The organism is Vibrio sp. 704 (genome assembly GCF_033339295.1).
In genome coordinates this window covers 1-24,879 of sequence record NZ_JAWOUH010000032.1, presented here as the reverse complement: position 1 = coordinate 24,879, position 24,879 = coordinate 1, and the positions used below count along the sequence as shown (strand labels likewise).

General features: G+C 43.1%; 20 protein-coding genes, 1 tRNA gene and 2 pseudogenes. 12 read left to right on the top strand and 11 right to left on the bottom strand.

The features are described from left to right. The first annotated feature begins 12 nt into the window (after window positions 1–12). Window positions 13–822, top strand: coding sequence for a helix-turn-helix transcriptional regulator (locus tag R7R24_RS23535; RefSeq protein WP_191115870.1), 810 nt, complete (start codon window positions 13–15; stop codon window positions 820–822). A 33-nt stretch (window positions 823–855) separates the two neighbouring features. Here R7R24_RS23535 and R7R24_RS23530 read toward each other — a convergent pair whose 3' ends face one another. Beyond that, complete coding sequence (locus R7R24_RS23530; protein ID WP_017635751.1) at window positions 856–1,209, bottom strand: DUF3024 domain-containing protein; 354 nt, start codon at window positions 1,207–1,209, stop codon at window positions 856–858. 266 nt (window positions 1,210–1,475) lie between these two features. On the opposite strand from R7R24_RS23530, the gene R7R24_RS23525 reads away from it, so the two are divergent. Next, on the top strand, window positions 1,476–2,300 hold the full coding sequence (locus tag R7R24_RS23525; RefSeq protein ID WP_017635752.1) for a phosphate ABC transporter substrate-binding protein: 825 nt from the start codon (window positions 1,476–1,478) through the stop codon (window positions 2,298–2,300). Between the two features lie 63 nt (window positions 2,301–2,363). On the opposite strand, the gene R7R24_RS23520 is transcribed toward R7R24_RS23525, so the two are convergent. Continuing rightward, on the bottom strand, window positions 2,364–3,044 hold the full coding sequence (locus R7R24_RS23520) for a MaoC family dehydratase (protein ID WP_318119659.1): 681 nt from the start codon (window positions 3,042–3,044) through the stop codon (window positions 2,364–2,366). A 329-nt stretch (window positions 3,045–3,373) separates the two neighbouring features. On the opposite strand from R7R24_RS23520, the gene R7R24_RS23515 reads away from it, so the two are divergent. After that, window positions 3,374–3,464: transfer RNA gene (locus tag R7R24_RS23515), tRNA-Ser, on the top strand. A gap of 160 nt (window positions 3,465–3,624) precedes the next feature. Here the strand turns inward: R7R24_RS23515 and R7R24_RS23510 are convergent. Beyond that, entirely contained in the window at window positions 3,625–5,175 is a 1,551-nt protein-coding gene (locus tag R7R24_RS23510; RefSeq protein ID WP_033907145.1) for a PAS domain-containing methyl-accepting chemotaxis protein, read from the bottom strand. 285 nt (window positions 5,176–5,460) lie between these two features. On the opposite strand from R7R24_RS23510, the gene modF reads away from it, so the two are divergent. Continuing rightward, window positions 5,461–6,915: a molybdate ABC transporter ATP-binding protein ModF gene (modF, locus tag R7R24_RS23505; RefSeq protein ID WP_064354613.1), complete on the top strand. Its 1,455-nt coding sequence runs from the start codon at window positions 5,461–5,463 to the stop codon at window positions 6,913–6,915. Here modF and R7R24_RS23500 read toward each other — a convergent pair. Further along, complete coding sequence (locus tag R7R24_RS23500) at window positions 6,903–8,375, bottom strand: EAL domain-containing protein (RefSeq protein ID WP_053307813.1); 1,473 nt, start codon at window positions 8,373–8,375, stop codon at window positions 6,903–6,905. The genes modF and R7R24_RS23500 overlap by 13 nt on opposite strands. Before the next feature lie 348 nt (window positions 8,376–8,723). Between R7R24_RS23500 and R7R24_RS23495 the strand changes: the two genes are divergently transcribed. From R7R24_RS23495 to R7R24_RS23485, 3 genes are all read left to right on the top strand, one after another. Next, window positions 8,724–9,458: an IclR family transcriptional regulator gene (locus tag R7R24_RS23495; RefSeq protein WP_053307814.1), complete on the top strand. Its 735-nt coding sequence runs from the start codon at window positions 8,724–8,726 to the stop codon at window positions 9,456–9,458. Window positions 9,459–9,464: 6 nt separating this feature from the next. After that, window positions 9,465–10,304, top strand: a complete 840-nt coding sequence (locus tag R7R24_RS23490; RefSeq protein WP_086047306.1) for an arginase — start codon at window positions 9,465–9,467, stop codon at window positions 10,302–10,304. 310 nt (window positions 10,305–10,614) lie between these two features. Then, on the top strand, window positions 10,615–13,605 hold the full coding sequence (locus tag R7R24_RS23485) for a DUF6701 domain-containing protein (RefSeq protein ID WP_411978823.1): 2,991 nt from the start codon (window positions 10,615–10,617) through the stop codon (window positions 13,603–13,605). 66 nt (window positions 13,606–13,671) lie between these two features. Here the strand turns inward: R7R24_RS23485 and R7R24_RS23480 are convergent, their stop codons facing one another. From R7R24_RS23480 to pcp, 4 genes are all read right to left on the bottom strand, one after another. Then, on the bottom strand, window positions 13,672–14,964 hold the full coding sequence (locus R7R24_RS23480; RefSeq protein ID WP_025768979.1) for a DEAD/DEAH box helicase: 1,293 nt from the start codon (window positions 14,962–14,964) through the stop codon (window positions 13,672–13,674). Window positions 14,965–15,134: 170 nt separating this feature from the next. Then, window positions 15,135–16,121 carry a CobW family GTP-binding protein gene (locus R7R24_RS23475; RefSeq protein WP_017821090.1) on the bottom strand — a complete coding sequence of 329 codons (987 nt, stop codon included), beginning with the start codon at window positions 16,119–16,121 and terminating at the stop codon, window positions 15,135–15,137. A 63-nt stretch (window positions 16,122–16,184) separates the two neighbouring features. Continuing rightward, on the bottom strand, window positions 16,185–16,448 hold the full coding sequence (locus R7R24_RS23470) for a hypothetical protein (protein WP_053303741.1): 264 nt from the start codon (window positions 16,446–16,448) through the stop codon (window positions 16,185–16,187). Window positions 16,449–16,645: 197 nt separating this feature from the next. Next, a complete protein-coding gene (gene pcp / locus R7R24_RS23465) occupies window positions 16,646–17,284 on the bottom strand; it encodes a pyroglutamyl-peptidase I (protein WP_191115873.1) in 639 nt (212 codons plus the stop codon). A gap of 289 nt (window positions 17,285–17,573) precedes the next feature. Here pcp and R7R24_RS23460 point away from each other — a divergent pair, with 289 nt between their 5' ends. The 4 genes and pseudogenes from R7R24_RS23460 to trpB all read left to right on the top strand — a co-directional run bounded on the left by R7R24_RS23460 (window position 17,574) and on the right by trpB (window position 20,631). Beyond that, a complete protein-coding gene (locus R7R24_RS23460) occupies window positions 17,574–17,822 on the top strand; it encodes a hypothetical protein (protein ID WP_005375646.1) in 249 nt (82 codons plus the stop codon). Between the two features lie 306 nt (window positions 17,823–18,128). Further along, on the top strand, window positions 18,129–18,341 hold the full coding sequence (locus R7R24_RS23455) for a cold-shock protein (protein ID WP_005375644.1): 213 nt from the start codon (window positions 18,129–18,131) through the stop codon (window positions 18,339–18,341). A gap of 359 nt (window positions 18,342–18,700) precedes the next feature. Further along, window positions 18,701–19,007: pseudogene (locus R7R24_RS23450) on the top strand (S1 RNA-binding domain-containing protein); the annotation flags it as partial. Window positions 19,008–19,407: 400 nt separating this feature from the next. After that, entirely contained in the window at window positions 19,408–20,631 is a 1,224-nt protein-coding gene (gene trpB, locus R7R24_RS23445) for a tryptophan synthase subunit beta (protein WP_005375643.1), read from the top strand. Window positions 20,632–20,762: 131 nt separating this feature from the next. Here trpB and R7R24_RS23440 read toward each other — a convergent pair whose 3' ends face one another. Then, on the bottom strand, window positions 20,763–22,220 hold the full coding sequence (locus tag R7R24_RS23440) for a DUF3360 domain-containing protein (RefSeq protein WP_318119657.1): 1,458 nt from the start codon (window positions 22,218–22,220) through the stop codon (window positions 20,763–20,765). A gap of 418 nt (window positions 22,221–22,638) precedes the next feature. On the opposite strand from R7R24_RS23440, the gene R7R24_RS23435 reads away from it, so the two are divergent. After that, window positions 22,639–23,055, top strand: a complete 417-nt coding sequence (locus R7R24_RS23435; RefSeq protein ID WP_005375544.1) for a VF530 family DNA-binding protein — start codon at window positions 22,639–22,641, stop codon at window positions 23,053–23,055. A gap of 151 nt (window positions 23,056–23,206) precedes the next feature. Here R7R24_RS23435 and R7R24_RS23430 read toward each other — a convergent pair whose 3' ends face one another. Together R7R24_RS23430 and R7R24_RS23425 are read right to left on the bottom strand one after the other, a co-directional pair. Then, window positions 23,207–24,457 (bottom strand): DEAD/DEAH box helicase, encoded by a 1,251-nt coding sequence (locus R7R24_RS23430; RefSeq protein ID WP_005375545.1) that lies wholly within the window; start codon window positions 24,455–24,457, stop codon window positions 23,207–23,209. 329 nt (window positions 24,458–24,786) lie between these two features. Continuing rightward, window positions 24,787–24,879 (bottom strand): annotated as a pseudogene (locus R7R24_RS23425) (AraC family transcriptional regulator); the annotation flags it as partial.

The window sequence follows — 24,879 nt, the reverse complement described above, 5'->3', positions numbered from 1 at the left end:
ATAAGAAAGAGTATGCCGAACATTGAGATCATTCGCTTTAATCACTTCACTGCGCGCAAAAGTGAGCGTTACACTGCAACACATAATGGGTTATATATTGTTGAAGAAGGTGCCCTATTAGTTCATCAACCTAATGGCGAGCAATTTGAACTTAAAGCCGGAGATTTCACACTCTATAACTCCGCAGATCTGAGCAGTGCAGAAGCCGTCTCTAGTGACGGAGGCTTTAAAGCACTGGCTTTAGTCTTCAATCCAAATATATTCTGTGACTTTAAGAAAGCGCACCCGATGCTACGTTCCAAAACGGAAGAAAGGCGCTTCTATCCTTTTTCAACGCAATCCAGTGGCGAAGTAGCACAATTGAAGGACATGTTGGTTAAGTTAGCGAGTCGCAACGCTCCAGACTACACACAAAGCCATATCGCAATGGCATTGCTGTCGTTGATGGTTGAGGTAGAGCCAAACATCCTATCTATCATAGATGACGCAAGTAGCCTGAGCGACTCTCAAAAAGCCATTAAGTACATTGAGGGTAATATTGAAAAAGACATCACGCTAGAAGGCTTAGCGGCTCATATGAGCATGTCCATTGCGACCTTAAAACGTCGCCTCGCCGCAGATGATCTTTCGTTTTCTCAGATATTAAAGGTGAAACGGATAAACTTCGCAGCAACCCAACTGCGCAAGTCAGAAAAATCAATAACAGAAATAGCGTTTGAGTCTGGTTTTAAAAGTGCAGCGCATTTCAGTACAGCATTTAAATCCGTTTACAACATGACCCCCAAAGACTTTAGAAACCAAGTCGTTAGGCCTAAAGTATAAATCATGTCGGCATTCGCATCCGTTGGGCTCGCCCTATTCCCAAAAACACGCTTGAGGATCGCGCTCCAACTCGTTGAGTAAGTCCTCAAGCATTCGGCTAAATGGAAGTGGCTTATAAGGCACCCACCTTAACAGCTCATTGTGATATGTGGGAACATAGAAATACCAAAGTTGGTTGTCCTCATCAAACATGATCTTCGCGACGGGAGAAGTATACTCGCTATGCTGGGAGTCGAGGAGAAAATGCGCCCGATGAAGCTCAACGCCATTTTCTACTAGCTCATAGAGGCACTTGCCCTGTTCGACAGGCAAGTTAGCATTACGCGCAGAGCAGAGCGATTGAACTGATTTGTATAAACGACTTGTCGCCATTTGGGACACTGACATCAACGTTCTCCCGATGGATGATAGTTAGAGCTGCCAATCCTAGTATATAACCTTTACATCATCACCGATGGTAGTTATCTACCTAACTCAAGTATAAGATAGCTATATTATCATTTGCCCAGATTATCATCTCAATCCACTTGGAAACGCTAGCTCCATCACCTCTTGACTAGAAACAATTCCTTTGTTTAGCGCTAACAGTTCACAAAAGTGTAACCTGAACGCAATATCATAAACTCTGCTTTATCCCGTATATGGAGTTTAATATGTTACGTTTTACTGTGGCGACGTTATTGGCCATAGCAGTCTCCCTCCCTACCATTGCAAAAGAAATCAACATCTCAGGTTCAACGTCGGTTGCTCGTGTGATGGATGTACTTGCTGAGGAATACAACAAAACACACCCAGACGATTACGTTGCTGTTCAGGGCATTGGTTCGAGTGCTGGTATCACCATGGTCAATAAAGGAGTAGCCGAAATAGGCATGAGCTCTCGCTATCTGACTGAAAGCGAAAAAGGTGAAGATCTCAATGTATACCCTATCGCTTATGATGGCCTCGCTGTTGTTGTAAACCGTACCAACTCTGTAGAAAACCTTTCTCAGCAACAGCTGTTTGATATTTACAAAGGTAAGATTAAGAATTGGAAAGAGGTCGGGGGCGCAGATCAGCCTATCGCGGTGGTTACTAGAGAAGCGTCTTCAGGTTCACGTTACAGCTTCGAAAGCTTGCTGGGACTGACCAAAATCGTTAATGATCGCCTTGTCTCGGATATCAGCCCAAACAACTTGGTTGTAAACAGCAACAGCATGGTAAAAACCATTGTTAACCATAACACTCGCGCCATTGGTTTTATCTCTGTAGGGTCAGTAGATCGCTCGATCAAGGCGATTCAGTTAGATGGTATTGACCCAACCTCGACAAACATTAGCAATCATAAGTACAAGTTGGCGCGACCATTCCTAGTGCTATACAAAGTAGATAAGATTAGCGATGCAGGTAAAGGTTTTATCGCTTTCCTTCGTTCAGAGCAGGGACAAAAAGCGATTGCAGATTACGGTTATACGCCAGTAAAAAACTTTAATCAGTAAAAATGAAAAAGAGAGCACCCTGATGCTCTCTTTTACTATGTCGTGTTCTATCCGGTTTCGGAATTAGAAATGCAGTTGAATTACAGAGACCACAACCGCACCAGGTCGACGAATACCTTCAATTTCCACTTTAATTTCGCGCTCAATCTCCAAACCTTTTTTGATTGGCGTTACTTTTGTTAACGTGCTGACTGCACGAACATTATTGCCTGCTTTGACAGGGTAAGGGAAACGGACTTGGTTTAAACCCAAGTTAACTACCATTTTAGCTGTTGGGAACATTGGCTTGTCTGGATCGACTGAATCCGTCAGTTTAGGCAGCAATGCTAATGTTAAAAAGCCATGAGCGATAGTTGTCTTAAATGGAGATTCAGTTGAAGCACGCTCTGGATCGGTATGAATCCATTGCATGTCTTCCGTTACCGCACCAAATTGGTTAATACGTTCTTGAGACACATGAACCCAATCACCAGTGTGAATAACTTCGCCAATTTTTTCACTTAACTCGTCATAAAGCTTTTCAGCCTCAGGTGCCATTACGATCGGTGCAGGTTGAGGTGCAACTTCTTCGTTGACGGCTGGCTGCTGGTGATCACGAACTTTTGAGAAAAGAAAGCTATTTTGAGCTTTCCCCAAAAAGTCACTCCAATAATCGCGTAACGTTGGAGACATCCAATTCATAAACTCGGATTGATGAGCAGAAATCGCATCAACTTTGTCTTTAAATAGATTTGTGACCTTCATAAACACCCTTAAGAATTCTAAGCACAACTGGCTATACCAGTTAATTTTGAATTAGTTCACAAAGTCTTGCAAATACTTTCGGGCGAACACATGTACCCTAAAAGCATGTTATGTCTTATATATCAGCAAGATAACAATAAAACACCATTTTATTGACGTGCGCCAATATAAAGTAAAAACTCTATAAATTGGTACTTTTTGTCCCTTTTTCACTCCGTTTTCAAACTGTCCAACATCACATCAGTGATCATAAAACAAGCAAACAGTACTTCTATTATAATTCAGCACTTTACAAGTCGGACTATGCTCCTTATTATACCGCCCACAACGGAGAGATGGCTGAGTGGTTGAAAGCACCGGTCTTGAAAACCGGCATACGTTAATAGCGTATCTAGGGTTCAAATCCCTATCTCTCCGCCACTTATTTAGAGAGCTCGCATTTATTGCGAGCTTTCGTCGTTTTAGCTCTTAAAAAACGAGATTTAGAAATCCTCGCTCGTAAACGAATCCGGCACTTCACTATATTCCAGTTAAAAGCCCGCTAATGTTTAGCGGGCTTTTAACTTCGATTTTCTAAAGTTTAAGCAAACTTCTTAATCATTTCAGACAGGTCATTGGTGCAATTTTGCACTTTGGTGTTCATATGATTCGTTTCAGTCATCAGTTCATACGATTCACTGTACTTTAAATTAAGCGACTGGATGTTTTCATTTATTTCATCCGTTACATAAACCTGCTCTTCTATCGCGACCGCAATTTGTTGGTTTCGTTCGACGACGTCCTGAACAAGGGATTCCAATTGTTGAATGCTATCCAAAGCAGTACCTAACAATGTTACCGTTCCGGTCGACATTTCATTACCTTTCTCTAACGCAGAAACCGCTGATTTGCTCCCATTTTGAATCCCTTCAATGGCCGATTTAATCTCTGTTGTCGATTCCTGAGTTCTTTTAGCTAAGGTTCTCACTTCATCTGCTACAACGGCAAACCCTCTGCCTTGTTCGCCTGCCCTCGCGGCTTCAATTGCAGCGTTCAACGCTAATAAATTAGTTTGTTCGGCAATACCATTGATGACTTCAACAACGGTTCCAATTTGCTCGGTTTGTTGGTTCAAACGTATGACCACTTTAGATATTTCGCCGAGCTCACCCACCAACTCTAAAACCGATTGGTTAACATTATCGATAACGCTACGGCTGTCTATCATCGTATTTTGCGCTTCTAACGTAGCCTCGGCGGTCGCTTGAGCATTATTTGATATCTCAGATGAAGAGGCTTGCATCTCGTTGACCGCTGTTGCGACCGAGTCAATCTCCACTTTCTGTGCGCTTAAGTTCTCCGTCACTTGCTGGCTATTTGTCGCAGCACTGTTAGCACTTGCGCGCGTTTCTTCGCAAGAGTCTTTTACAGACACGCCAACGCGCCCCAATAGCGCATTTGCAAATTGCTTACGCATCTTCATACCCAGCTCAATCTCAGCCAGATCGTTGATTCTTCCGCAATAAATATATTCCATGAGTGGATTGTTGAAGTCTTGCCTAGCCTGTTTAGCGAGCTTCTCAACTGGTCTGGTTAATACATAAATAGAGAAAACGGAAAGTAACGCAACAACGCCAAACGCTATCACTGGTGATTGATTCATTTGTAGAATGAGTAAGCCAAGAAGGTTTGAAATTAAAAGGAAGAAGGCCGATCTCATCCACAAACGTGTACGAGGAAGATACATTTTCCACGGCTTACGATTATTTCGAAGCTTCGAATACGCTTTTTCCGCTCGCTGGATGTGTATACGCTCAGGTTTAAATCTCACTGATTGGTATTCCACAACTTCACCATTAGATTTTATAGGAGAAGCAAACGCGTCAACCCAATAATAGCCGCCGTTTTTACGTCGATTTTTGACCATTCCCATCCAGTGTTTGCCAGTTTTCAGGTGAGTCCATAAATCTTTAAAAGCCTGTTTTGGCATATCAGGATGACGCACAACATTGTGGGGTTTACCGATAAGCTCCCCTTCATCAAACCCCGCGACTTCATTAAAGTTTTCACTGGCATATTTGATGTAACTGGAGGTATCGGTAATGGAAACTAGGCTGTAACTCGAAGGGTAATCGTATTCCGTTTCACTCATAAACATGTGTCCTTACATTGATTAATTAACAAACGGCAAATATGAATTTATCAGCATAACATATACATGCATAATGATAGGTTGATTCAAAAATAAAACAAAATTATTGACAAGTTTACTTGTTACTTAATGACTCTAGTCGCATTTTTATCCTCTACTACAAGGCTTCGTTAATATGCACAAGACTGAGCACTGTTCAAAATTAATACACAAAAGCGCTTCCGTACTGAGTTCGTAAATTGTTATAAGTAATCCACTAAAACGAAAACAGGGAAGACAAACACAATGACTATTCACTTTCGTCAGCTTGCAGCTAAGAGAAACACGACACACTTGTTTATTGACGATTGGAAAATTAACACTCAGCAGTCTTGGGGGATATTCAGCGCGGATGGAGATATTGGCTCTCTGCTTGGAGACCTTATTTGTGATGAAATGTCACCAAATAGTGGGGAAATTGAGCTAAATGGGCTGTCCGTTGCGCAAGTGTCGTTATCAGAGCAACAGCGATTACTGGAAAGAGAATTAGAAAAGGATGATACGGATTTTCTTGATCGTATCGACCAAGGGAGCACTGTTTATTCATTAATCCTAGAGCAGAGCCAAGACACCAACTTAACTGAACAGCTAATTAATGATCTCGACCTAAGTCATCTTAAAGATAGTGGCTTCCGCGTTCTCTCTACCGGAGAAACCAGAAGAGTAATGCTCGCCCGAGCTTTAGCCACACAACCTGACTTAGTATTACTCGATAATCCATTTACTGGCTTAGATATTGCGCACCGAGCTGCTCTCGCTCGCTATTTACACTCGCTTTCTCAAAATGTGCAACTACTCGTAACCTTCTCTCGCGAATCTGACATGCCTGAGTGGATCAATAGCATCGCGCTTTTCAGTGCAGGAAAGCTTGATAGTACAATGGATAAGTCCAGTTGGGATAATCATCCAATCATTGGACAAATAAAATCTCAGTCAGAGCAACAGAGTGAAGAAATGATGAGCTTGATACGTCAGCATCAGCACTCGACGCCATTCAACAACCCAATATTTGAACTAAAGAATGGGACTGTTGAATACACCGATAAGAAGATTTTTACTGACTTGAACTGGCGCATAGACAAGGGCCAACATTGGCAGGTCAAAGGCCCAAATGGTTGTGGAAAGAGTACCTTACTTGGATTGATCTTTGGCGATCATCCGCAATGCTACAGCAATGACATTGATATTTTTGGTAAAAAGCGTGGTACTGGCGAGACAATCTGGGAAATTAAGCAGCATATCGGTATGGTGTCTTCAGCGCTACACCTCCAATATCGAGTCAATTGCAGCGCATTAGAAGTCATTTTGTCAGGATTTTACGATTCGATTGGGTTGTATAACCAGCCAACTCGCAAAGAGATGAATATTGCAAACGAGTGGCTCGATATCTTACATATGAGCCAGTACAAAAAAACCTCATTCAAGCAATTAGAGTACGGTCAGCAGCGACTATTACTGATTGCAAGAGCCATCGTGAAACAACCCACATTATTGATTTTGGACGAGCCGTATCAAGGGTTAGATTTTTTGGGTAGACGGTTAGTTAAGAACACACTTGAGCTCATCGCTAGAGAGAATTTAAGCCAACTATTGTATGTGTCTCACTACCAAGAAGACCGCTTAGATAGCATCAAAAATGAGTTAGAGTTTGTGTTTGATGAAAATGCTCAGTGTTATAGAGCTAACGTCTACCAATCATAATGACTTCGCTGCGCAAGCTGCTCATAAGGTAATGGTTTGGAGTATAGGTATCCCTGATGATATCTCACTCCCATCTTCTTTAAGTGTTCAGCTTGCGCTATGGTTTCCACGCCTTCAGCGATCAATTGTACTTGTAATTCTTCCGCGAAGTGAACCATCGCTTTTAAGACAGAAGCACTAAGGCTAGGAATACCAATGGTTTCGACAAAGCACTTATCGATTTTTAAGTAATCTATGCGCATGTGCTGTAGAAATGCTAACGAGGTTTGGCCAGTTCCAAAATCATCGATCAGCACATCAATACCATGCACTCGCAGCGCTGCAATGCATTTTCTCGCCTCTGAATCAATGAGCTGACGCTCCGTTATCTCTACCCCTAATGAGACTTTGTTTCGGCTCAACTGTCTGTCGAGCAATTGAATTTTTCTGATCGCGTTTGGTCCGACTAAATAACCAGGCGGCACGTTAATACCAAGGTGGACAGGCTGATCAAAGCCTAATTTACTGAAGTCCTCTGCCGCTTTATCCAGAACGAAATCAGTAAGTAAAAAAACCAATCCACTTTGCTCTGCCGCAGGGACAAACTCATCCGGAGAAATGAACCCCTTACTTTGATGCTCCCATCGCACTAGCGCTTCAAACCCGAATAACTGGCCGGTATCAACGTTAACTTGCGGTTGGTAATACAGGGTCAACTCTCCTCTTTTTATCGCTCTTTTAAGATCCAGTATCAAATTGCGATGGGGATCAATAAACTTATTCAACGCATACAAGCAAAGGTAGATAACGAAAATAATTGGAATTGAGTACAAAAAATAGGAAAGTGTTCTCTGTTTGACGAAAAGATCGCTAGCTTCGCTCAAAGCTTCATACTCAAACATTTGCGACGATTTGATACCGATAGGATTACTTCCCGCTCTTAATGCTCCTTCAGGTGAAACTTGATCATGGATAAACAGCGCAGAGCGTTTTAGGCGTAAATCGTTGTTAAACCCTATTGTTGCATTAAAGTAGTCATGATCGATAATCGTTACGGCTTGATAACCCCGCTCTCCCTCCGTTACCACTAGCAAGAACTGATCGTACAAGCTATCAACACTACCAAGCGCTAGCGTTTGTCCCTTGGGAAAGGCGATGTGCTCAGCTAACGGTTTAGAGATACTTCCCAATTTCGAAGAACAAGTAATGACTCCCTCTTTCACAATGAGCATTTCTTCAATATCTCGTTCAAACATTAAGCTTTGCTGGAGCTCTTCACATCGTTCAGGGTGTAGCAGCGCCGTGCGGTTTTCTGTCTCTATTTGGAATAAAATTTCATCTGCAATTTGCACATTTTTTTCTAATAAATGATTGAGATTGTTTTGCACGCTTTCACGAGCTAAATACAAAACTTCTCCAATAACCAAGGGAATAGGCAGAAGGAAAATGATGGCTTTTTTAAAAATCGCCTTATTCAGCATATAAAAGTAACCTTTTATAAAACCGATTTACTGAGATGGTACCTCGATTCCGATACCCGCTAGCAACTCACGTTTTTTAACATTATTTGTTTGGATTAACTCAGTATGCGAAACGCTGAGTAATACCGCAAACTAAACAATGTCTTATTCACTCCTGTTCCAATTTAGTATCAAGCGCCTCAAACCTGAGACTTTAATTCGACACCATGTTATGTCTATCGGTACTTGCGAAAGTCTTTACCGGTCTGTTTCTCATCATGTAAGAATTACCCATTAAAATTATTTTTCTTTTCTCAGTAATTAAGAATTATATTTGTCGTAACTCCTACAACACGTTACAACACTCTCATGACGACAAACAAAGCTAATGCTAACCAGGTAAACGAAAAATCACTGCAGTTGTTAATGCAAGTTGCAGTTAGTCCGTTCCCAGTTTCTGCGAAAGCGCTAAGCGAGCAATTGAACGTTCCTTTAAGCAGCCTTTACCGACACTTAAAACTGCTTAAAGAGTGGAACTTGATCGAAGAAAGCGTTCACGACAAGACATTTGTCGTTGGTCCAGCGGCATTATTACTCATGCACAGCTATGAGACCGCGCAACATGGGCTCGACATGGTCGAAACCATACTGGCTAGGTTGGTACAACAAACCGGGGAAATGGCCGCTTATATGGTACCAGCTGGTTATCGTGCGCTTTGTGTCAGACAGAAAGAAAGTATGCAGGCGCTGCGTTGCAGCTTCGTCCAGGGTCAAAGTCAACCTCTGCTGCGCGGTGCCTCATCTAAAGTGATGCTCGCTTTTATGCCTCAAAGTCGATGCGAGAAAATCTTGAGATATTTTAATCAAGATCACCGACGCGACGAGTGGGAAAAAGAGCTCACAACCATCCGTAAACACGGATATGCCGTCAGTACTTCTGAGATTGACCCTGGTGTTTCAGGTATAAGCGCACCGGTAATGAAAGGAAGCAAACTGATTGGCGCAGTCTCGGTGATGGCTCCGGCCCACCGAGTCGAAAAGGATAAGCAGCGCATTATTTTACATGTACTGCAAGCGGCAAGGGCACTACCACCAGAAAGGTAATTCATCATGTTAAGCTTTTTCAAACGCTATAAACTCCATCACACAGTGAAACAGCCGCAACATTACCCTTTTTCTTTTATGACAGTGTGCGAGTATTTACCTCCTATGTCGAAGGGTGCGTTTGAATTAGCTGATCAAAGTTTGGAAAATGCTAGTGATTGGCTTTACCAACAACATGATCATGAAACCGCTGAAAACTTTGGTCACTTCAACCACGACAAGCTGGAAAATGGCGAGTTTCAGGAAGCGTTAAGTCTTTCGCTTTCTCGTCATTCTATTCCCGTTTTAGTGACCAACTGTACCGAGGCAATCTTGTCAATGTTACCTGTGGTCGTATCCTATCGAGACGAAGTGGGTGTCGTAAATATCGGGCATAACATGAACTTGAAGCCGACACTTGAGCCACGCTTAGGCTCTGCATTCCATTTTGCTCTTTCTCGCTATCAAAACGTACGATTGTTTTTTGCTGGCGTCTGTGAGCAAGAGACGAAGCAGGAAACGTGGGAATACGCGGAAGATCAAGGTTGTGATTGGGTGACCGAGAAAGAGTTTTCTTTTCGTCATCGCAATAACGTTAAGCAACAGATCGGCAATTACCTAGACCACTGCGACCAAATAATCATTAGCATCGACCTTGGATCTCTAAAAACCAAAAACAGCCTTGATGGCGCGTCAGAAATTGATATCCAAATGGTTCTACGCACGATTAGGCAATGTCTGGTTGCAGGTAAAGTGAGGGCAATTCAGCTCGTTGGCGATCGAGATTGCCTGGTCTATTCGAGACAAACGAAAGCCATACTAGAAGAGTTATATCAGATGGCTCCACTCATCGTTCACGCTGCATAGCGTTATAAACATTCAGAATCAGGATCGCTTCCTTCCTGATTCTGAACCAACATGCTTACTTATTATCCTTAACTAACAAATAGTTACACATATAAATCGACACACATCACACTGGCCTCTTGAACTAACCTGACACTTACGTTGTAATAAGGCCGCTAAACTTTGGTATGACATACGAAATAAAAAATAACCAAAGTTCAATAACTAAGCTGCTTCAAAACAAAAAATTACCGCAGCTATTCCAATTTCAGTGAGCATTTGCTCACGCTCGCTTGATGCCATCTTGTTCCACTCATTAGGACATTTGATGATGCGTCTTTGCAGTATTTTCACTGCGGTTCTTTTTTTACCGCTAACCTCACACGCCACCACTTATGGCTTAGCAGATATCAAGTCAAACACTAATGTTGCCTTTTGTAAAAACGGAACCATTCATGTAACGGGTTCTACTTACGATTGCACTACAAATATTGTTCTCCCGAAAGGCGATCAAATTATAAATAGTAGTCAAAGCTCATCGTCTTTAACCGCTCATGGTTCCATAACACTCCGTGGGCAGAATGTCATAGGCTCAAAGGAAAGCCCTATAAACATCAAAGCTAAAGGAACTTGGTTAAAAATTAATGGTAATAGCTACGTACTAGGTAATGTCTCTGCTTTAGGTTCTATAAAAATAACTGATAGTGAAATCGAAGGAGATATAGAAACCAATGGTGTTGGTGGAAATGGCCGTTCTGTCGAGTTTTACGGAGAGCACAACGTCCTTAATGGCAACATCATTGCTCAAAGTGACGTGTACATCGAATCTGGTATGTTCTGCGGTGATATCAAATCAAAAGGAACAAAAGTAGAAATTAATCAACTGGAATCGTCGCTTTCTAATACACCAATAGTTGTGGGCAACATTAATGCTCTATCGGGGATAAATCTTAATAATACGACAGTTTTTGGTTCTTTGACATCTCAGGGACATACTGTAGATACAGGTTTTGGCACGACCAAAATATATGCGAATAAGCAAGCTATTTCGGCAATGCATTTTTCAATTAATAACTCCAATACTTCTATTTGTGGTAGTGTGACAGCCACCCTAGAATCAAGTTCAAATTTCAACCACTATTGTGGCATTGATGAACCCAATTGTAGTTACGCAAATCAAACACCAACAACTTGCCCTATTCCTTCTTATATCCCTGAATGTAAAATTACGCCTCCATCAGAGAACGACTTCGACCTCAGCGTCACACCATCGGACGACATGGCACTGATGTGCGGCGACGATCTTCCGCAATTTACAGCAATGACAACCAATAATGGAGAAGTTGTAAGCGCAGAAGTCAGTGCAGCCCTATCACACCCTGACTTGTTCACTTTAGAGGTGATCAAAGGTCAGCAGACATTAAAAGCAAACCAATTTATGTCTGACGACAATGGTGAGCTCGTTGTTCGAGTGGTCCCGAACGATATTGATACCATCGCGTTAGGTACTAACTACACGCTGACTTTCACTATGGCAGAAGACACCAGCAAGCATCAAACGGTTAGCTTTATGTTTACGCCATTTATGTTTGAGGCCTACTCAAAGACGAAAAGCGCCACTTTAAATGAAATACGCGTTATTGCAGGTAAACCAGAAAACGTGCATACGCGATTGCTTGCTTGTGCTTCCACCGGCGAACCTGTAGTCGCAAGCAACTACAATGGTACTCCTAAGGTTTTTCATCCATTGGTTCAACCATTAGGAGGAAGTGAAGGAAACTTTAGCTATTCAGCGGAATTTAAAGACGGCTTGTCTGAACATGGTCTTGTCACGAACGAGTCCGGCATATTTGAAGTGACATTGTCCGATCATTTTGAATGTGAGGGATTTGAAGAGTGCCCTGAAGAAGGCAAAGTGGAAGTGAAAGGGACATTTAATGTGCACTCGCGACCATGGACATTCGCTATCTGTGACAACCAACGTGCTTTGCCTTCTGGCACCTCTGAACAAGGAGATGGGTTTATTGCCGCCGGAGAACTTTTCTCTCTAACAGTGAAGCCGATCATTTGGCAAACTGACGGCTCTGTAAGTGGTTCTGTTGAATCAGCACGTTATTGTGATGCCTCTATCACCCGTAATTTTATGCTTGATGACGCTCCAGCAGCATCGGTTGTCTTGTCGAGTGAGCAACATACTCCATCAGAGACAGCGAACCAAACCTCAAAATTGCTAAAAAGTAGTGACTCACTGGCTCAGGTGCATAATTCAGCCAAGAATGATCAATTCGTCTTTAATGGATTATATTGGGAAGAAGTCGGGAGCTTGAGAGTAAAAGCAAACCTAGAAAGTAAATATCTAGGTATGACTGTGAACGAAAGCTATCGTTACATCGGTCGTTTTTACCCAAAATATTTTCAAGTGCAAGACCAAGAATGGCACTACCCACATGGCCAAACTTTTGCTTACATGAATCAACCTTTTGAGAAAGTCACTTACGATGTTGTCGCACTCAATGCGAATAAGGAAAACGTGAAGAACTACGTCCACTTTTCATCTAACCTTCAACAACATTTCGACTTAGGCGAGCTAAGCTCATACTCCGATCGGTTTTTGCCGCCTAAGCCTAAGAAGGTAGACTGGAAACTACTGGGTAGCGCGAGTGTTGGAACGTTTGTGATCGAGAAGCCCTCGACCAATGCGACTTGTAACAATAGCCCATGTTGGAAAAAGAACACGACAGATAAACAATACCCTGATGGCCCATTTAATAAAGGGACTAACAGTGACAGCAGCCAAATAGGTTTAGTCACGACTAAAGCCGTTGATGAGGTAAACTTCTTCGACGATAGCGAAGTGCTCACAAAACAACCAGACATTCGATTCGGTCGTTTGAACTTTCAAGATGTAGGTGGCAACCAAGGCATGGTGATCAAAGTGCCACTTGATGTGGAAATTTGGCAAAACGGTCGATTTACGACTAACTTCGATGACAGCTCAACAACGGCGAGTGGTGAATATTACTTCAGCACGCCAATTTGGTCTCATGCGCTAGCAAACAACGCCCTGCTTTCTGGCGTTGGAACGATGAGTATTGGCAGAATGACCGATATCGTTGCAAGCCAAATTGACTCAGCACGCGAGCAAATACAATTCCACCTGGATTTAGACGGCTCAGGTAATCGCATCCCTTGGCTGAAATACGATTGGGATAACACGACAAGTGAAGAGGAAAATCCACCTGTTACAGTTACGTTTGGTATTCACCGAGGAAACGATCGCATTATTTATCGTGGTGAGCCAAATATGCTTGGCCTAAATTAACGCGAAACGACAAAACAAAAAAAGCCCCTATATTGAGGGGCTCTTTTCATCTAAAACGGATGTAATTTACTTTGCGCCACGACGCGCTTTCAGGCGCTTCACCATAGCAAGACGACGCTCTGCCGACCCTTGGTCTGTTGCCGACTGGTTCGGGTTATTACGACGACCTTGACGATTCTTAAACGCTGGTTTTGAGTGCAGCTTTTCAATGTAAGATTCACGCTGTTTTGGTTCATAGCCTGCAAGCTCAATACGGCGAATTCGCTGCTGGATTAGATTTTCAACCTGAACAACCGTGAGCTCTTCATCTCGGTTTACAAATGAAACAGCATGGCCTTGTTTACCTGCACGGCCTGTACGACCAATTCGGTGAACGTAATCTTCCGCTAGGAAAGGCATGTCATAGTTCACAACGTGAGGTAAATCTTCAATATCTAGACCTCGAGCAGCGACATCGGTAGCCACCATGACACGTGCTTTACCGGACTTGAACTCTTCTAACGCACGACGACGAGCACTTTGAGCACGGTCACCATGACAAACCACCGCTTTGATACCATCAAGTTTCAGCTCTTTTACAACGTCGTTTGCGGTCTCTTTGTAGTTCACAAATACCAACACTTGTTTCCAGTTCTTACGACCAATCAGCTCCGAAAGCAGTTCCGTTTTTCGCTCTTGATCAACTGGATATAACACGTGAGCAACTGTCTGTGCTGTCGTATTCGCTCGCTCAACTTCAATACGCTTAGGCTTACGCAGGATATCTTTTGCTAACAGATTTAGTTGGCTCGAAGTCGTTGCTGAAAACATCATAATTTGCGGATCAGTATCCACATCTAGCATGATCTTACGTACTGCGTGAATAAAGCCCATGTCCAAGATACGGTCTGCTTCATCAAACACTAAAAACTCTAAGTGTGCGACCGAGACATTACCTTGTTCAATGTGCTCTTCCAATCGACCTGGTGTAGCCACTAGGATATCGACACCGTTTTCTAATGCCGTTACTTGAGAAGACATTTTACGGCCACCGAAAATCGCAGCCACCGACAGGTTCGTGTACTTCGTGTAAGCTTTGATGTTGTCAGCAATTTGTTCAGCAAGCTCACGAGTTGGAGCCAAGATAAGTGCGCGAGCAGTCTTACGAGAAGCGCTACGGTTACTGTCTAGCAGCTGCTGAATCATAGGCAGAGAAAACGCAGCCGTTTTACCAGTACCTGTTTGTGCTGTAGCGAAAATATCATGGCCTTTGCGAGCCATTGGAATCGCCTTCTGTTGAATTGGCGTTAACTTTTCATAACCGCATTCTGCCAGTGCTTTAACCACTTCTGGCGCAAAACCTTGAGATGAAAATGACATTGAGCGTATTCCTTAAACAAACCACTAAAAATAGCTTTAAAAATTTAGCCGTGCACTATACCCGAATTTGAGTGATTTATCTCACTTTTCTCATTGAAATCCTACAAAAGAAAAAACGGTGAGCACAGATATATCAGTGGTTCACCGTTTTCGTTTAACCTTTGCGCAATTTAATGTTTGATGCCAGATAACTGAAGGAGAATTCGCTCAAGCTCATCCCATGGCAACAGCTGAGAATCTATCACTTCTAATCGTGATTCAAAGCCTTCTAAGCTGATTTCATTCACCGACACGACTCGGTTGGCAACATTAAACGCGTAACAACCTTGATCCGTATTGACCACTGCTTTAACACGCTCTGCGGTCAAGTCCGAAAGCATAGAGAAAAGCTTTTCAAAATCAAACTTATACTCTGCCCCAAACAACCACCCACAACTAAAATAACCCTGCCCTTTGTTCTCTTTGCGCACAAAGGCTTCACCAGGCGCCAACTGGAATTGAGGCTCTTGATGAGCGTGGTCATGATGATGTGACTCGATATGGGAAGAAGCGCTGCCGTAAACCCGTTCAATATCCAAGACTTCTATCGGCAACTCACCGTCATGAATAAGCTTACTGAATACTTTTGAAGGGGATTGGTCCGTCACCCAGTCATTAAACACATCAAGGTCGTGGCTGGAACATAGGTCAACCTTACTACCAATAACCACATCTGCACTGTCTAACTGGTCCACGAAGTTTTGGTTAGAAAGATACTTTTCATCACTTAAGTTACGCGGATCAACCAAGGCAATCGTCGCTTTAAGATCAACGTAAGGTTCATACTGCTGTGAGGTAAGCGTCGCGATAACCTGTTTTGGATGACCAAGGCCTGTCGGCTCAATCAATAAACGGTCCGGTTTTTGACGCAATAATGCGGTGATACCTACCGACATCGGCACACCCGCAGTGCAGCACATACAACCACCCGGCACTTCTTTAATCAGCGCTCCTTGGTCGGTCATCAATGCACCGTCGATGCCAATCTCACCAAATTCATTGACCAAAACCGCCCAGTTTTCTTTTTCCGGTTTGTTCTTCAGTAGATTTAAAATCGTGGTCGTTTTACCGACACCCAAAAATCCGGTCAGTATGTTGGTTGGTACTCGATTTGACATGCTTATCTCCGACACGTTAGTGCATTAATGCTCCAGCAAAGTATACGGAGAATGTGACTCGCTTCAACGCTTTTTATCGCACTCATCAAGCTCATTGCGTGATGCGTTGGCACACATTTTTCGAGCTTGTTTGGGTTGACTTATCAACTCTGAACGCTTCATATCGGACAAGTACCTACCGGTATAAATAACGCAAGTAAAAAACGCGATAATAGCGACTACGATGGGAAGAACTCCGAGCGTGTTTTCGAATTTAAGCGCAGCAATAGCCAACGCGAAAACAACGACAGAGATAAGTGCGATTGACTTACTTTTGTTGCTTTTCATAATAACTCGCCTTTCGTAAAGTTAGCCCCTAACACCTCCTGTACTAGAGGAATGCCAGTTTGAACAACATCCAACCTGACTATTCAATGCTACTCCTTTCGCTACTTGTGAAATTTGACAAAGCTAACATTTACTACAACATCAAACGACGAGCTTATTATTATCTTTCAGACACTTACTGGATTTTAAAACACTTACTAGCAAATCGTTCCACCGCTTACCAGGATATCGCTATCATTGGCAATACAAACTTGCGCCACCAGCCTTAGCCCTTCGACTATCATCTCCAGAGACATGGAAGGCTGACTGCCATCTACTGCTTGTTCTGGCAATAATGGGATATGAACAAACCCATGACGAATAGGTTTGTCTTTTAGATAATGTTGGATCCCATAAAAAAGGTGGTTACATACAAATGTTCCGGCACTGTTGGAAATCTGGCTAGGTATCCCCTGCTTTTGCAGCGTTTGAACAATACGCTTTATCGGCAGCGTCGAGAAGTAAGCATCAGGACCATCGGCCACCACGGGTTCATCAATCGGCTGATGACCAGCGTTATCTGGAATACGAAAATCATCGACATTAATTGCGACACGCTCTGGGGTTATCGCGCTACGCCCGGCCGCTTGCCCTACAGTAATCACACAGTCTGGCTGGTGCGCTTCTATTGCTTCAATAACGACTTTCACCGAGTCATATCGAACTACGGGGACTGGGCAAGTAACTATCACACCGCCTTTTATGGCCGCAGCCTCTAATTGCTTGACCGCTTCTAAGGCGGGGTTAATGGCGTCACCACCAAAAGGTTCAAAACCGGTAATCAGGACTTTCTTCATAACAGCCTTTAGGAAAAGAGTTTTACAAATTATTGCACTCCCCTTTACCCCATCCAATAGCAAAAGTATTGATGAGATAAACCAGACAACATTATGTGACTCATGTCTAACCAGAGAGTGTTTTCTGCCTCATTGAATCTAGGCAAGTTCCGGACTATCGAGACTAACTTATTGATGATTAGTGGCAGGGCAAGGTTCTCTCATTACATGACGCACGTAGAAGCTTGGTTTCCACGCTTAACTTAGGTAGAGTACGCGACCGCAATGCAATTCGAAGAGATTGAATACAATGAATATTGATAACCATGTAATCGAAACGATTGAAGAGTTAGAGGCATTTCTGCATTTAGTAGAAAGCGGCGCTCTTGGCCTTGAAGGTGTCACTGGCGTTGCGCTAGCCACCTCTAATACCGATGGTCGTCCATTTGTTGCCGTATTAGGAGAAAAGCACCAATTGCTCCTCGGTCGCTGGGTTTCGCAGCACGTATATGACAATGGTAAAGACATCGTTCGTAACGGCCCAACCAGAAAACACTAAGCGCTCGACGCCACCTATAACATCACGCCGTCTTATACACCAAGCGTATGCTTTGAAAGCAATGCGCTTGGTGTACTCAAAAAATAAAAAAGAAAAGGCTAGCCTTTATTAATTTTGTCGGTATACTGCACATCAGCTCTTACGGAAAGAGCTATTAATGTAATTAAAGATCAAAGTTTCTCTCAGTTCCACATCGAATTCCTCGTTTACGTTCCTGCGACAAAATAGTTATCTCTAAAATCATATAGTAGCACTTGATATTAGCTAAAAATTCAATATTTAAAACAATCAAATATAGAGGTATCTATGTCTAATAAATTAACTGGTTCAGTAAAATGGTTCAACGAAACTAAAGGTTTTGGTTTTATTTCTCAAGACAATGGCGGTGATGACGTATTCGTTCACTTCCGTTCTATTGTTTCTGAAGGCTTCAAAACTCTTACTGAAGGCCAAAAAGTATCGTTCGTTGTTGAACAAGGTAACAAAGGTTTACAAGCAGCTGAAGTAACTGCTCTGTAATTCTTTGTGTGGCATCAATGTTGTTGGTGCCACAATCCCCTTCCACTTATTACTGCCCTTACTATTCTCTATCTAAGTTTATATACCCAAATCACTTACCTCTCCCACACCATCATTAATCACTTTCAATAAAGTCACTTTGGTATACATCTTTAGGTAATCACACAACCTACCTTGCAATTCCAGTTTGGAATTAAATTAATCTCATTCATATCTGAATCACTTCGCCTCATGCTTTGCTCATAAAAATAAAGTTTATAAAATAAAAGCGATTGGCGAATATAAGAGAAAAAATGAAATTAAATATATCTGCTCAATCAATAAATTCTAATAACTACGAGCACATAATCCCTAGCTGAGAGGTTGAGTCAGCACTGAAATGTCATTACACGAAGCCATTTATCGGACAACACTTCATAGGGACAGCGTGTGGAGTCACACACTTCGGGGTATTTGTTGAGTTAGAGGAACCGAACCGAAGGTCTCATTCCTTTATCAAGTTTCCAAAATGGTGAGTTCGAATTTGATGCAGTCAAACAAAAAATTTCCAGCCAGAGCGCCACGTTTACTTTAGGAGCTAAAGTGCACGTGTTGGTTAAAGACGCCGATTCGAGACAAAGAAAGATCATGTCCAACTTAAAAGACGCGGAACACGCGGTAGGTTAGCCTGTTTTAGGTTACTTTCTAATCCATTAATCAAAAATAAAAAATAAGCTTTTAATACCGCAATTAACTTGTGACATTTCGCTGACATCGACTCATTCTAAAACCCTAATATCTGACAAAGGAAACGAATCTAATTTTTGTTTCCAGACACCATCGCAGAGTGTATTTCCAGCATTCTGTTTGCCTCGAGAGGTTCTTATGACAGCCTAGGATCTCTCGAGGCTTTTTTGCATCTATTCAAACCACCTGATTCTACATCACAACTATTGTCCCCTACACAAGTTGTACTTTTTAACTAGTGCACTAGATCGCGAACTCTGATTTAAGCAACTGATCACACAACCACTTCTAAATTTTGGGTATAAAAGTATCAATACTTTCGTTAACTAGGATGTAAATAATGAAAAACTCGTTTGATCTCACTATGCCCAACGAAGAAGGATACTTTGGTGAATACGGTGGTAGCTTTGTTCCACCTGAGCTTGAACAAATCATGCATGACATCAACGCAGCTTATGAGGAATGCAGCAAAGATCCTGAATTTAAAGCGGAACTCGCTCGCCTGTATAAGCACTTTGTTGGACGACCTAGCCCAATCTTCCATGCGGAAAACTTGTCTAAAAAATACGGAGCAGACATCTACCTAAAGCGCGAAGACTTAAACCATACAGGCGCACATAAAATTAACCACTGCTTAGGGGAAGCCATTCTCGCTAAAAAGATGGGTAAGAAGAAACTAATTGCAGAAACTGGCGCAGGGCAACACGGTGTTGCGCTTGCTACAGCCGCGGCATTGGTTGGCTTGAAATGCGACATTTACATGGGTGAAGTTGATATCGCCAAAGAACATCCGAATGTCGTCCGCATGAGAATCCTTGGTGCTAATGTCATTCCTGCCACTCATGGGCGCAAAACCCTCAAAGAAGCGGTAGATTCTGCATTCGAAGCTTATCTGAAAGATCCTGATACACAACTTTATGCGATAGGCTCTGTCGTTGGCCCTCACCCATTCCCTAAAATGGTGAGAGATTTCCAATCAATTATCGGTAACGAAGCACGAGTTCAATTCAAAGAAATGACCGGCAAGTTACCCAATAATCTCGTCGCATGCGTTGGAGGTGGTTCTAACGCGATGGGGCTATTTACTGCTTTCTTAGAGGATGAACAAGTCGCCATTCACGGCGTTGAACCTGCGGGCCGCTCTTTGCAAAAGGTTGGCGAGCATGCTGCAACACTCACACTCGGTGAGCCAGGTATCATGCACGGATTTAAGTCTTACATGCTTAAAGATGCGCAAGGCGAACCTCAGGAAGTGTACTCTGTAGCAAGTGGCTTGGATTACCCATCGGTTGGGCCTCAGCATAGTTACTTAAAAGACATTGGCCGTGTCAATTACGGCTCAATCAGTGATGACGAAGCGATTGATGCCTTCTTTGAGCTGTCTCGTGAAGAGGGAATAATCCCTGCTATTGAATCCTCACACGCTGTCGCTTACGCAATTAAACTCGCACAGCAAGGAGAAACCGGCTCGATTTTGATCAACTTATCAGGCCGTGGTGACAAAGACATTGATTTTGTCGTTGAACACTACGGCGCAAAATACGGCATTGAATCACTCATATAGCCTAACTCCGTAGCCTAACCCTACATGCAAAAAGCTACCTGGTACTAGGTAGCTTTTTGTTTTTGTCTACTATTTTAAGAAGCAAGTCCCTTTACTCACTGCTCTCACTATACCTTTAGAGCATAATTCGATTAACCGATAAGAGCTGGAATGCCTGGAAGCTGACCAACAATAGCAAGGGAGCCTGCACATACGATAAACGCAGTGCCAGGAATCAGATATTTATCTTTGCGCGATAGTTCGTTAGCACGCTCATGGTCGCCGATAAGCCCGAGGTTATCCAACAGCATCGTGATTGCCCAACCGAAGACTGGATTAACGAATGCACAGGCAAAAATACAGATACCTGCACTGAGTGAATCTTTATGCTTATGGATCATCTGCATACCCGCTTCAAGGAGTGGTAAGAATACACCCACAATCAAAGCAACGCGCAGAACAGGTTCCCACATTGCTAGATCCATTGGGTAGCCAATTACCGCCGCCGCAATACACATGAAACCCGTCAACAGAGCGCCACCTGGAATAGGACGCTTGGCAATTGCGGCAGGAATCATGTACGTTCCCCAAGAAGAAGCTAGGTTTCCGCCCCCTAAGAGTGAACCAACCCCCTGACGAACAGATGCTCCGACCATCGTGTCGTCGACATCCATGAGTACACCTTTCGCTTCTTTTGGGTAGTTAAGTTCTTGAAACACACGATGGCCGAGATAATCAGGGGACCACATAGCGACTGCCAGTAGAGCAAATGGAGTCACGGCAATAAAGTGCTCTAGGGTTGGCCAGCCTAGCTGCCAGCCTGTATCTTCCCCCCACCAGTAGAATGGACTGAAATTAGGTAGGCCCGGTTCTGTGGTAAAAGCAAACTCAGCGCCCATCAAATAAGCAACAATACCCGCGAGTGCAGAGCACAATGGGATAGCGAGCCAACGTTTATTGATCTTGGCTAAGTAAGCGTAAACCATAACGGTTAGGCCTATGACCACAAACGAAATGTAACCTTGGTCCGTACTTGCAGCCCACGCTTCCGTCTTATTAATTTGCCCGAGCAACCCAACGGCACCAAGGTAGATCAACAACCCTCCTCGAACCCCGATACCAGTAAGAGTCATGAGTTTAGAGCCACCTTTGGTTAAGGCGAGAATTAACCCAAAAACACACACCATCAAACCTAGCGCGAGAGGGTGCCCTCCTGCAGCTGCAATCGTAGGAATCAGCGGTATCATTGGTCCATGGGTTCCCGCTAAGTTTGCATTCGGGTTTAGGATGGCAGAAAACAGGATGACGAACAGGGCTCCAGCGATAAGTAATTCGTAACGCACGTTTTCTGCAATGAATTCCGGAGATAAACCAAACTGAGCAGCAAAAGCGGAAACCATGGCAGTGACCATAACCACTTTACCAATGGTTGCTGCTAATGCCGGTACCCAGTCTTCGATTTCAATACTGTAATCACGTGAAGGCAAATGAATTCCCCAGCGACGGAAACTCATGACGGTTAAATCATGATTTAGAAAGTCTTCTCGGCTTTCAAATTCATGCGGTTTTTTGCGCACATCCCTGTAAAAAGTCTTACTTTTGTCAGACATTGAGTCATCCTTTTATGTTTCAACGTTGAACTACGTCAACTAGAGTTTCGCTTGGTAGACAGGCCTTCGACCAATACGAGACAACACCCACATCAAACTTCTAGGCCATACTAAGAAAGCGGCATGAACCAATTTTGATTTTGAGCTTATTAAGCATGTGTTGCTATGGGTAGGAATATTAGACATTAGTAAAAGAACAACAAAAATCTCACTTATTACACAATAATTTAACATCGAGCTGGGACGCTTGAACTTTTAAGAGTCATTTTTGAGCAGAGAGCCAAGTAGAGCGGCCAATTCCGATTTATACTTTCAAGGTAGAGAGCACTGTGCTCGCATCCATCGCAAAGTAACTATAGATATCTCTACATTGTATACTTTGTTAAACTCCGCCCTTTAATGAGTAAGGCCCTTAAAAATGATGACTGACGAAGAGAGAATCGAGCTGCAACAGAACAATCCACTGCACGGATTAAAGCTAGAGACTATGTTGCAAGAGTTAGTGGATTTTTACGGCTGGGACATTCTAGATACAGCAATGCGTTTTAATTGCTTTAACACTAAGCCTTCGATTGCAAGTAGCGTGAAGTATTTAAAGAAAACCGAATGGGCGAGAGAAAAATTAGAAAACTTTTACCTTTATCGCTTTAAGCGCATGCCACGCGCGAGCGAAGAAGAATACAACTTACCACCAAGAGCTCGTACCTTCCCTCATGGCCTTGAACCTAAAGAGCCAATGCCGCTAACCGTTGACTCTATTCTTAAGTCACAAGCCAAAGCAGCGTCTGCATTTAAAAAGCGTTCACCTCGCGGACGCCCTGCTCGTCGCCAATAACACTATCTTGAAAAGCAATAGAGCCCTACTGGTAGCTCCAGCAGGGCTCTATTGTTCTTTAAAGGAATGGCTAGAAGCGAAGACTCAAGCTAGTGAGCATTCCTTTTCTCTAACAACTCCCGTAAGTAAACTCACATGTAGTTTACGTTTTCTATTGATTACGCTTTTTCTTCTTTTTACCCGTACCTGCCGGCTTCGCTCGCGGCTTCATTGGTAAAAAGTAGGCTTCACTCTGATCGTCTTCCACTTCAAAACCGACTACCTGCTCGCGTTCAAGTTGAAACTTATTTTTCTTTTCTATCACTTTGAAATGGTGGTAGTCGTCGTAATCGATAAGAGATAACCCTAAACCTACTTCACCAGCACGACCACTACGACCGATTCGATGCATATAATCAGCAGGGCTACGCGGAAGATCGAAGTTAATCACCACTGGAAGTTTTTCTATATCAAGGCCGCGTGCTGCGATATCGGTGGCAATAAGAACTTGAATCTCGCCAGACTTAAAACCGTCAAGGACACGAGTACGAGCGCCCTGCCCTTTATCACCATGGAAAACTTCAGCGGTAATACCGCGTTTTGACAACTTTTGAGCTAAATGATTACAGGCATTCTTAGCATTCACAAAAATCAGAGTCTGTCGCCACTGATGCTGTTTGATTAAGTGCGCGAGTACCGCCGTCTTCTCACCTTTATTTACACTAAACACGCGCTGCACCAAAGTGCTGGCTTCTGCGCTCTGCAACTGAACTTCAACAGGGTCGCGGAGCAACTGCTGAGCCAACGTCGTCACTTTATCAGGGAAAGTTGCAGAAAATAACAGCGTCTGTTTCTTCTCTGGGAGTAACGCAAGAATCTTATTCAGTTCTTCGGTAAATCCGAGGCTCAACATACGGTCGGCTTCGTCAAGAACAAGCGTTTTTACTTGGTCCAACTTAATCGCGTTACTGGATACCAGATCAAGTAATCGACCCGGCGTTGCAACAATGATGTCACAGCCACCACGAAGCGCCAGCATTTGTGGGTTCACCGATACACCACCAAATACGGCAACCGTTTTGATCTTATCTCTGAGATGGTATGAGTAAGATTTGACGTTATATGCCACCTGTGATGCCAACTCACGAGTTGGTACTAAAATCAGGTGGGAAACGAAGTTGCCACGGCGATTGTTTGATTCGTCTTGCTGAACAATTTTTTGCAAGATTGGCAGCGAAAAAGCAGCGGTTTTACCAGACCCCGTATTGGCACCACCAATAATATCTTTCCCTTCAAGGATATCAGGAATAGAACGGGATTGAATGGGCGTCGGTTGGCTGTATTCCAACGCTTCTAGTCGCTCGACTAATGTTGGAATCAGGCCAAGATCGGCAAATGTCGCTTGCTGTGTTTTATCTGTCATTACAAAGAGTGGCTCAGTGCTAGTAAAGGCCGTGTATCTTATGCTATTTCGCGTCTGGATGTTAGAGATAATGGCCCAAACAGAAGATTGGTGAAAGAAGCACTATAGGGTTCAGGAACTTCCTTTCACTAACATGAGTTAATGGTTTCGATAACCAATACTCTACGACCAAGATGGTAGCGTTCGCGACGAATCTATTATCCACTTCGAAATTGATTTCAGCTCATTCGGGCAGAAAGAAGCTAGAAGCACTTGCTTATGTTGCGTGAGTAAATGAATGTAAACCTCAGTACATAAAAACGAACCTAATTTAGGTAAGCTCTTGGCAACTATATGCCACGACTCGAAAAGTAACGCGTGGGTGAATCGCCATAGACCCGACGAAACATCGCAATAAAGTTACTGGGCGTCGAATAACCTAA

What these genes read in the sequence shown, in the direction of transcription:
- R7R24_RS23440 (WP_318119657.1), bottom strand. Translation starts at nt 22,220, where the DNA reads ATGTCTGACAAAAGTAAGACTTTTTACAGGGATGTGCGCAAAAAACCG.
- R7R24_RS23490 (WP_086047306.1), top strand. Translation starts at nt 9,465, where the DNA reads ATGTTAAGCTTTTTCAAACGCTATAAACTCCATCACACAGTGAAACAG.
- R7R24_RS23495 (WP_053307814.1), top strand. Translation starts at nt 8,724, where the DNA reads ATGACGACAAACAAAGCTAATGCTAACCAGGTAAACGAAAAATCACTG.
- R7R24_RS23525 (WP_017635752.1), top strand. Translation starts at nt 1,476, where the DNA reads ATGTTACGTTTTACTGTGGCGACGTTATTGGCCATAGCAGTCTCCCTC.
- R7R24_RS23485 (WP_411978823.1), top strand. Translation starts at nt 10,615, where the DNA reads ATGCGTCTTTGCAGTATTTTCACTGCGGTTCTTTTTTTACCGCTAACC.
- R7R24_RS23530 (WP_017635751.1), bottom strand. Translation starts at nt 1,209, where the DNA reads ATGTCAGTGTCCCAAATGGCGACAAGTCGTTTATACAAATCAGTTCAA.
- R7R24_RS23500 (WP_053307813.1), bottom strand. Translation starts at nt 8,375, where the DNA reads ATGCTGAATAAGGCGATTTTTAAAAAAGCCATCATTTTCCTTCTGCCT.
- modF (WP_064354613.1), top strand. Translation starts at nt 5,461, where the DNA reads ATGACTATTCACTTTCGTCAGCTTGCAGCTAAGAGAAACACGACACAC.
- R7R24_RS23510 (WP_033907145.1), bottom strand. Translation starts at nt 5,175, where the DNA reads ATGAGTGAAACGGAATACGATTACCCTTCGAGTTACAGCCTAGTTTCC.
- R7R24_RS23470 (WP_053303741.1), bottom strand. Translation starts at nt 16,448, where the DNA reads ATGAAAAGCAACAAAAGTAAGTCAATCGCACTTATCTCTGTCGTTGTT.
- R7R24_RS23455 (WP_005375644.1), top strand. Translation starts at nt 18,129, where the DNA reads ATGTCTAATAAATTAACTGGTTCAGTAAAATGGTTCAACGAAACTAAA.
- R7R24_RS23460 (WP_005375646.1), top strand. Translation starts at nt 17,574, where the DNA reads ATGAATATTGATAACCATGTAATCGAAACGATTGAAGAGTTAGAGGCA.
- R7R24_RS23480 (WP_025768979.1), bottom strand. Translation starts at nt 14,964, where the DNA reads ATGTCATTTTCATCTCAAGGTTTTGCGCCAGAAGTGGTTAAAGCACTG.
- R7R24_RS23535 (WP_191115870.1), top strand. Translation starts at nt 13, where the DNA reads ATGCCGAACATTGAGATCATTCGCTTTAATCACTTCACTGCGCGCAAA.
- R7R24_RS23520 (WP_318119659.1), bottom strand. Translation starts at nt 3,044, where the DNA reads ATGAAGGTCACAAATCTATTTAAAGACAAAGTTGATGCGATTTCTGCT.
- R7R24_RS23435 (WP_005375544.1), top strand. Translation starts at nt 22,639, where the DNA reads ATGATGACTGACGAAGAGAGAATCGAGCTGCAACAGAACAATCCACTG.
- R7R24_RS23475 (WP_017821090.1), bottom strand. Translation starts at nt 16,121, where the DNA reads ATGTCAAATCGAGTACCAACCAACATACTGACCGGATTTTTGGGTGTC.
- R7R24_RS23430 (WP_005375545.1), bottom strand. Translation starts at nt 24,457, where the DNA reads ATGACAGATAAAACACAGCAAGCGACATTTGCCGATCTTGGCCTGATT.
- trpB (WP_005375643.1), top strand. Translation starts at nt 19,408, where the DNA reads ATGAAAAACTCGTTTGATCTCACTATGCCCAACGAAGAAGGATACTTT.
- pcp (WP_191115873.1), bottom strand. Translation starts at nt 17,284, where the DNA reads ATGAAGAAAGTCCTGATTACCGGTTTTGAACCTTTTGGTGGTGACGCC.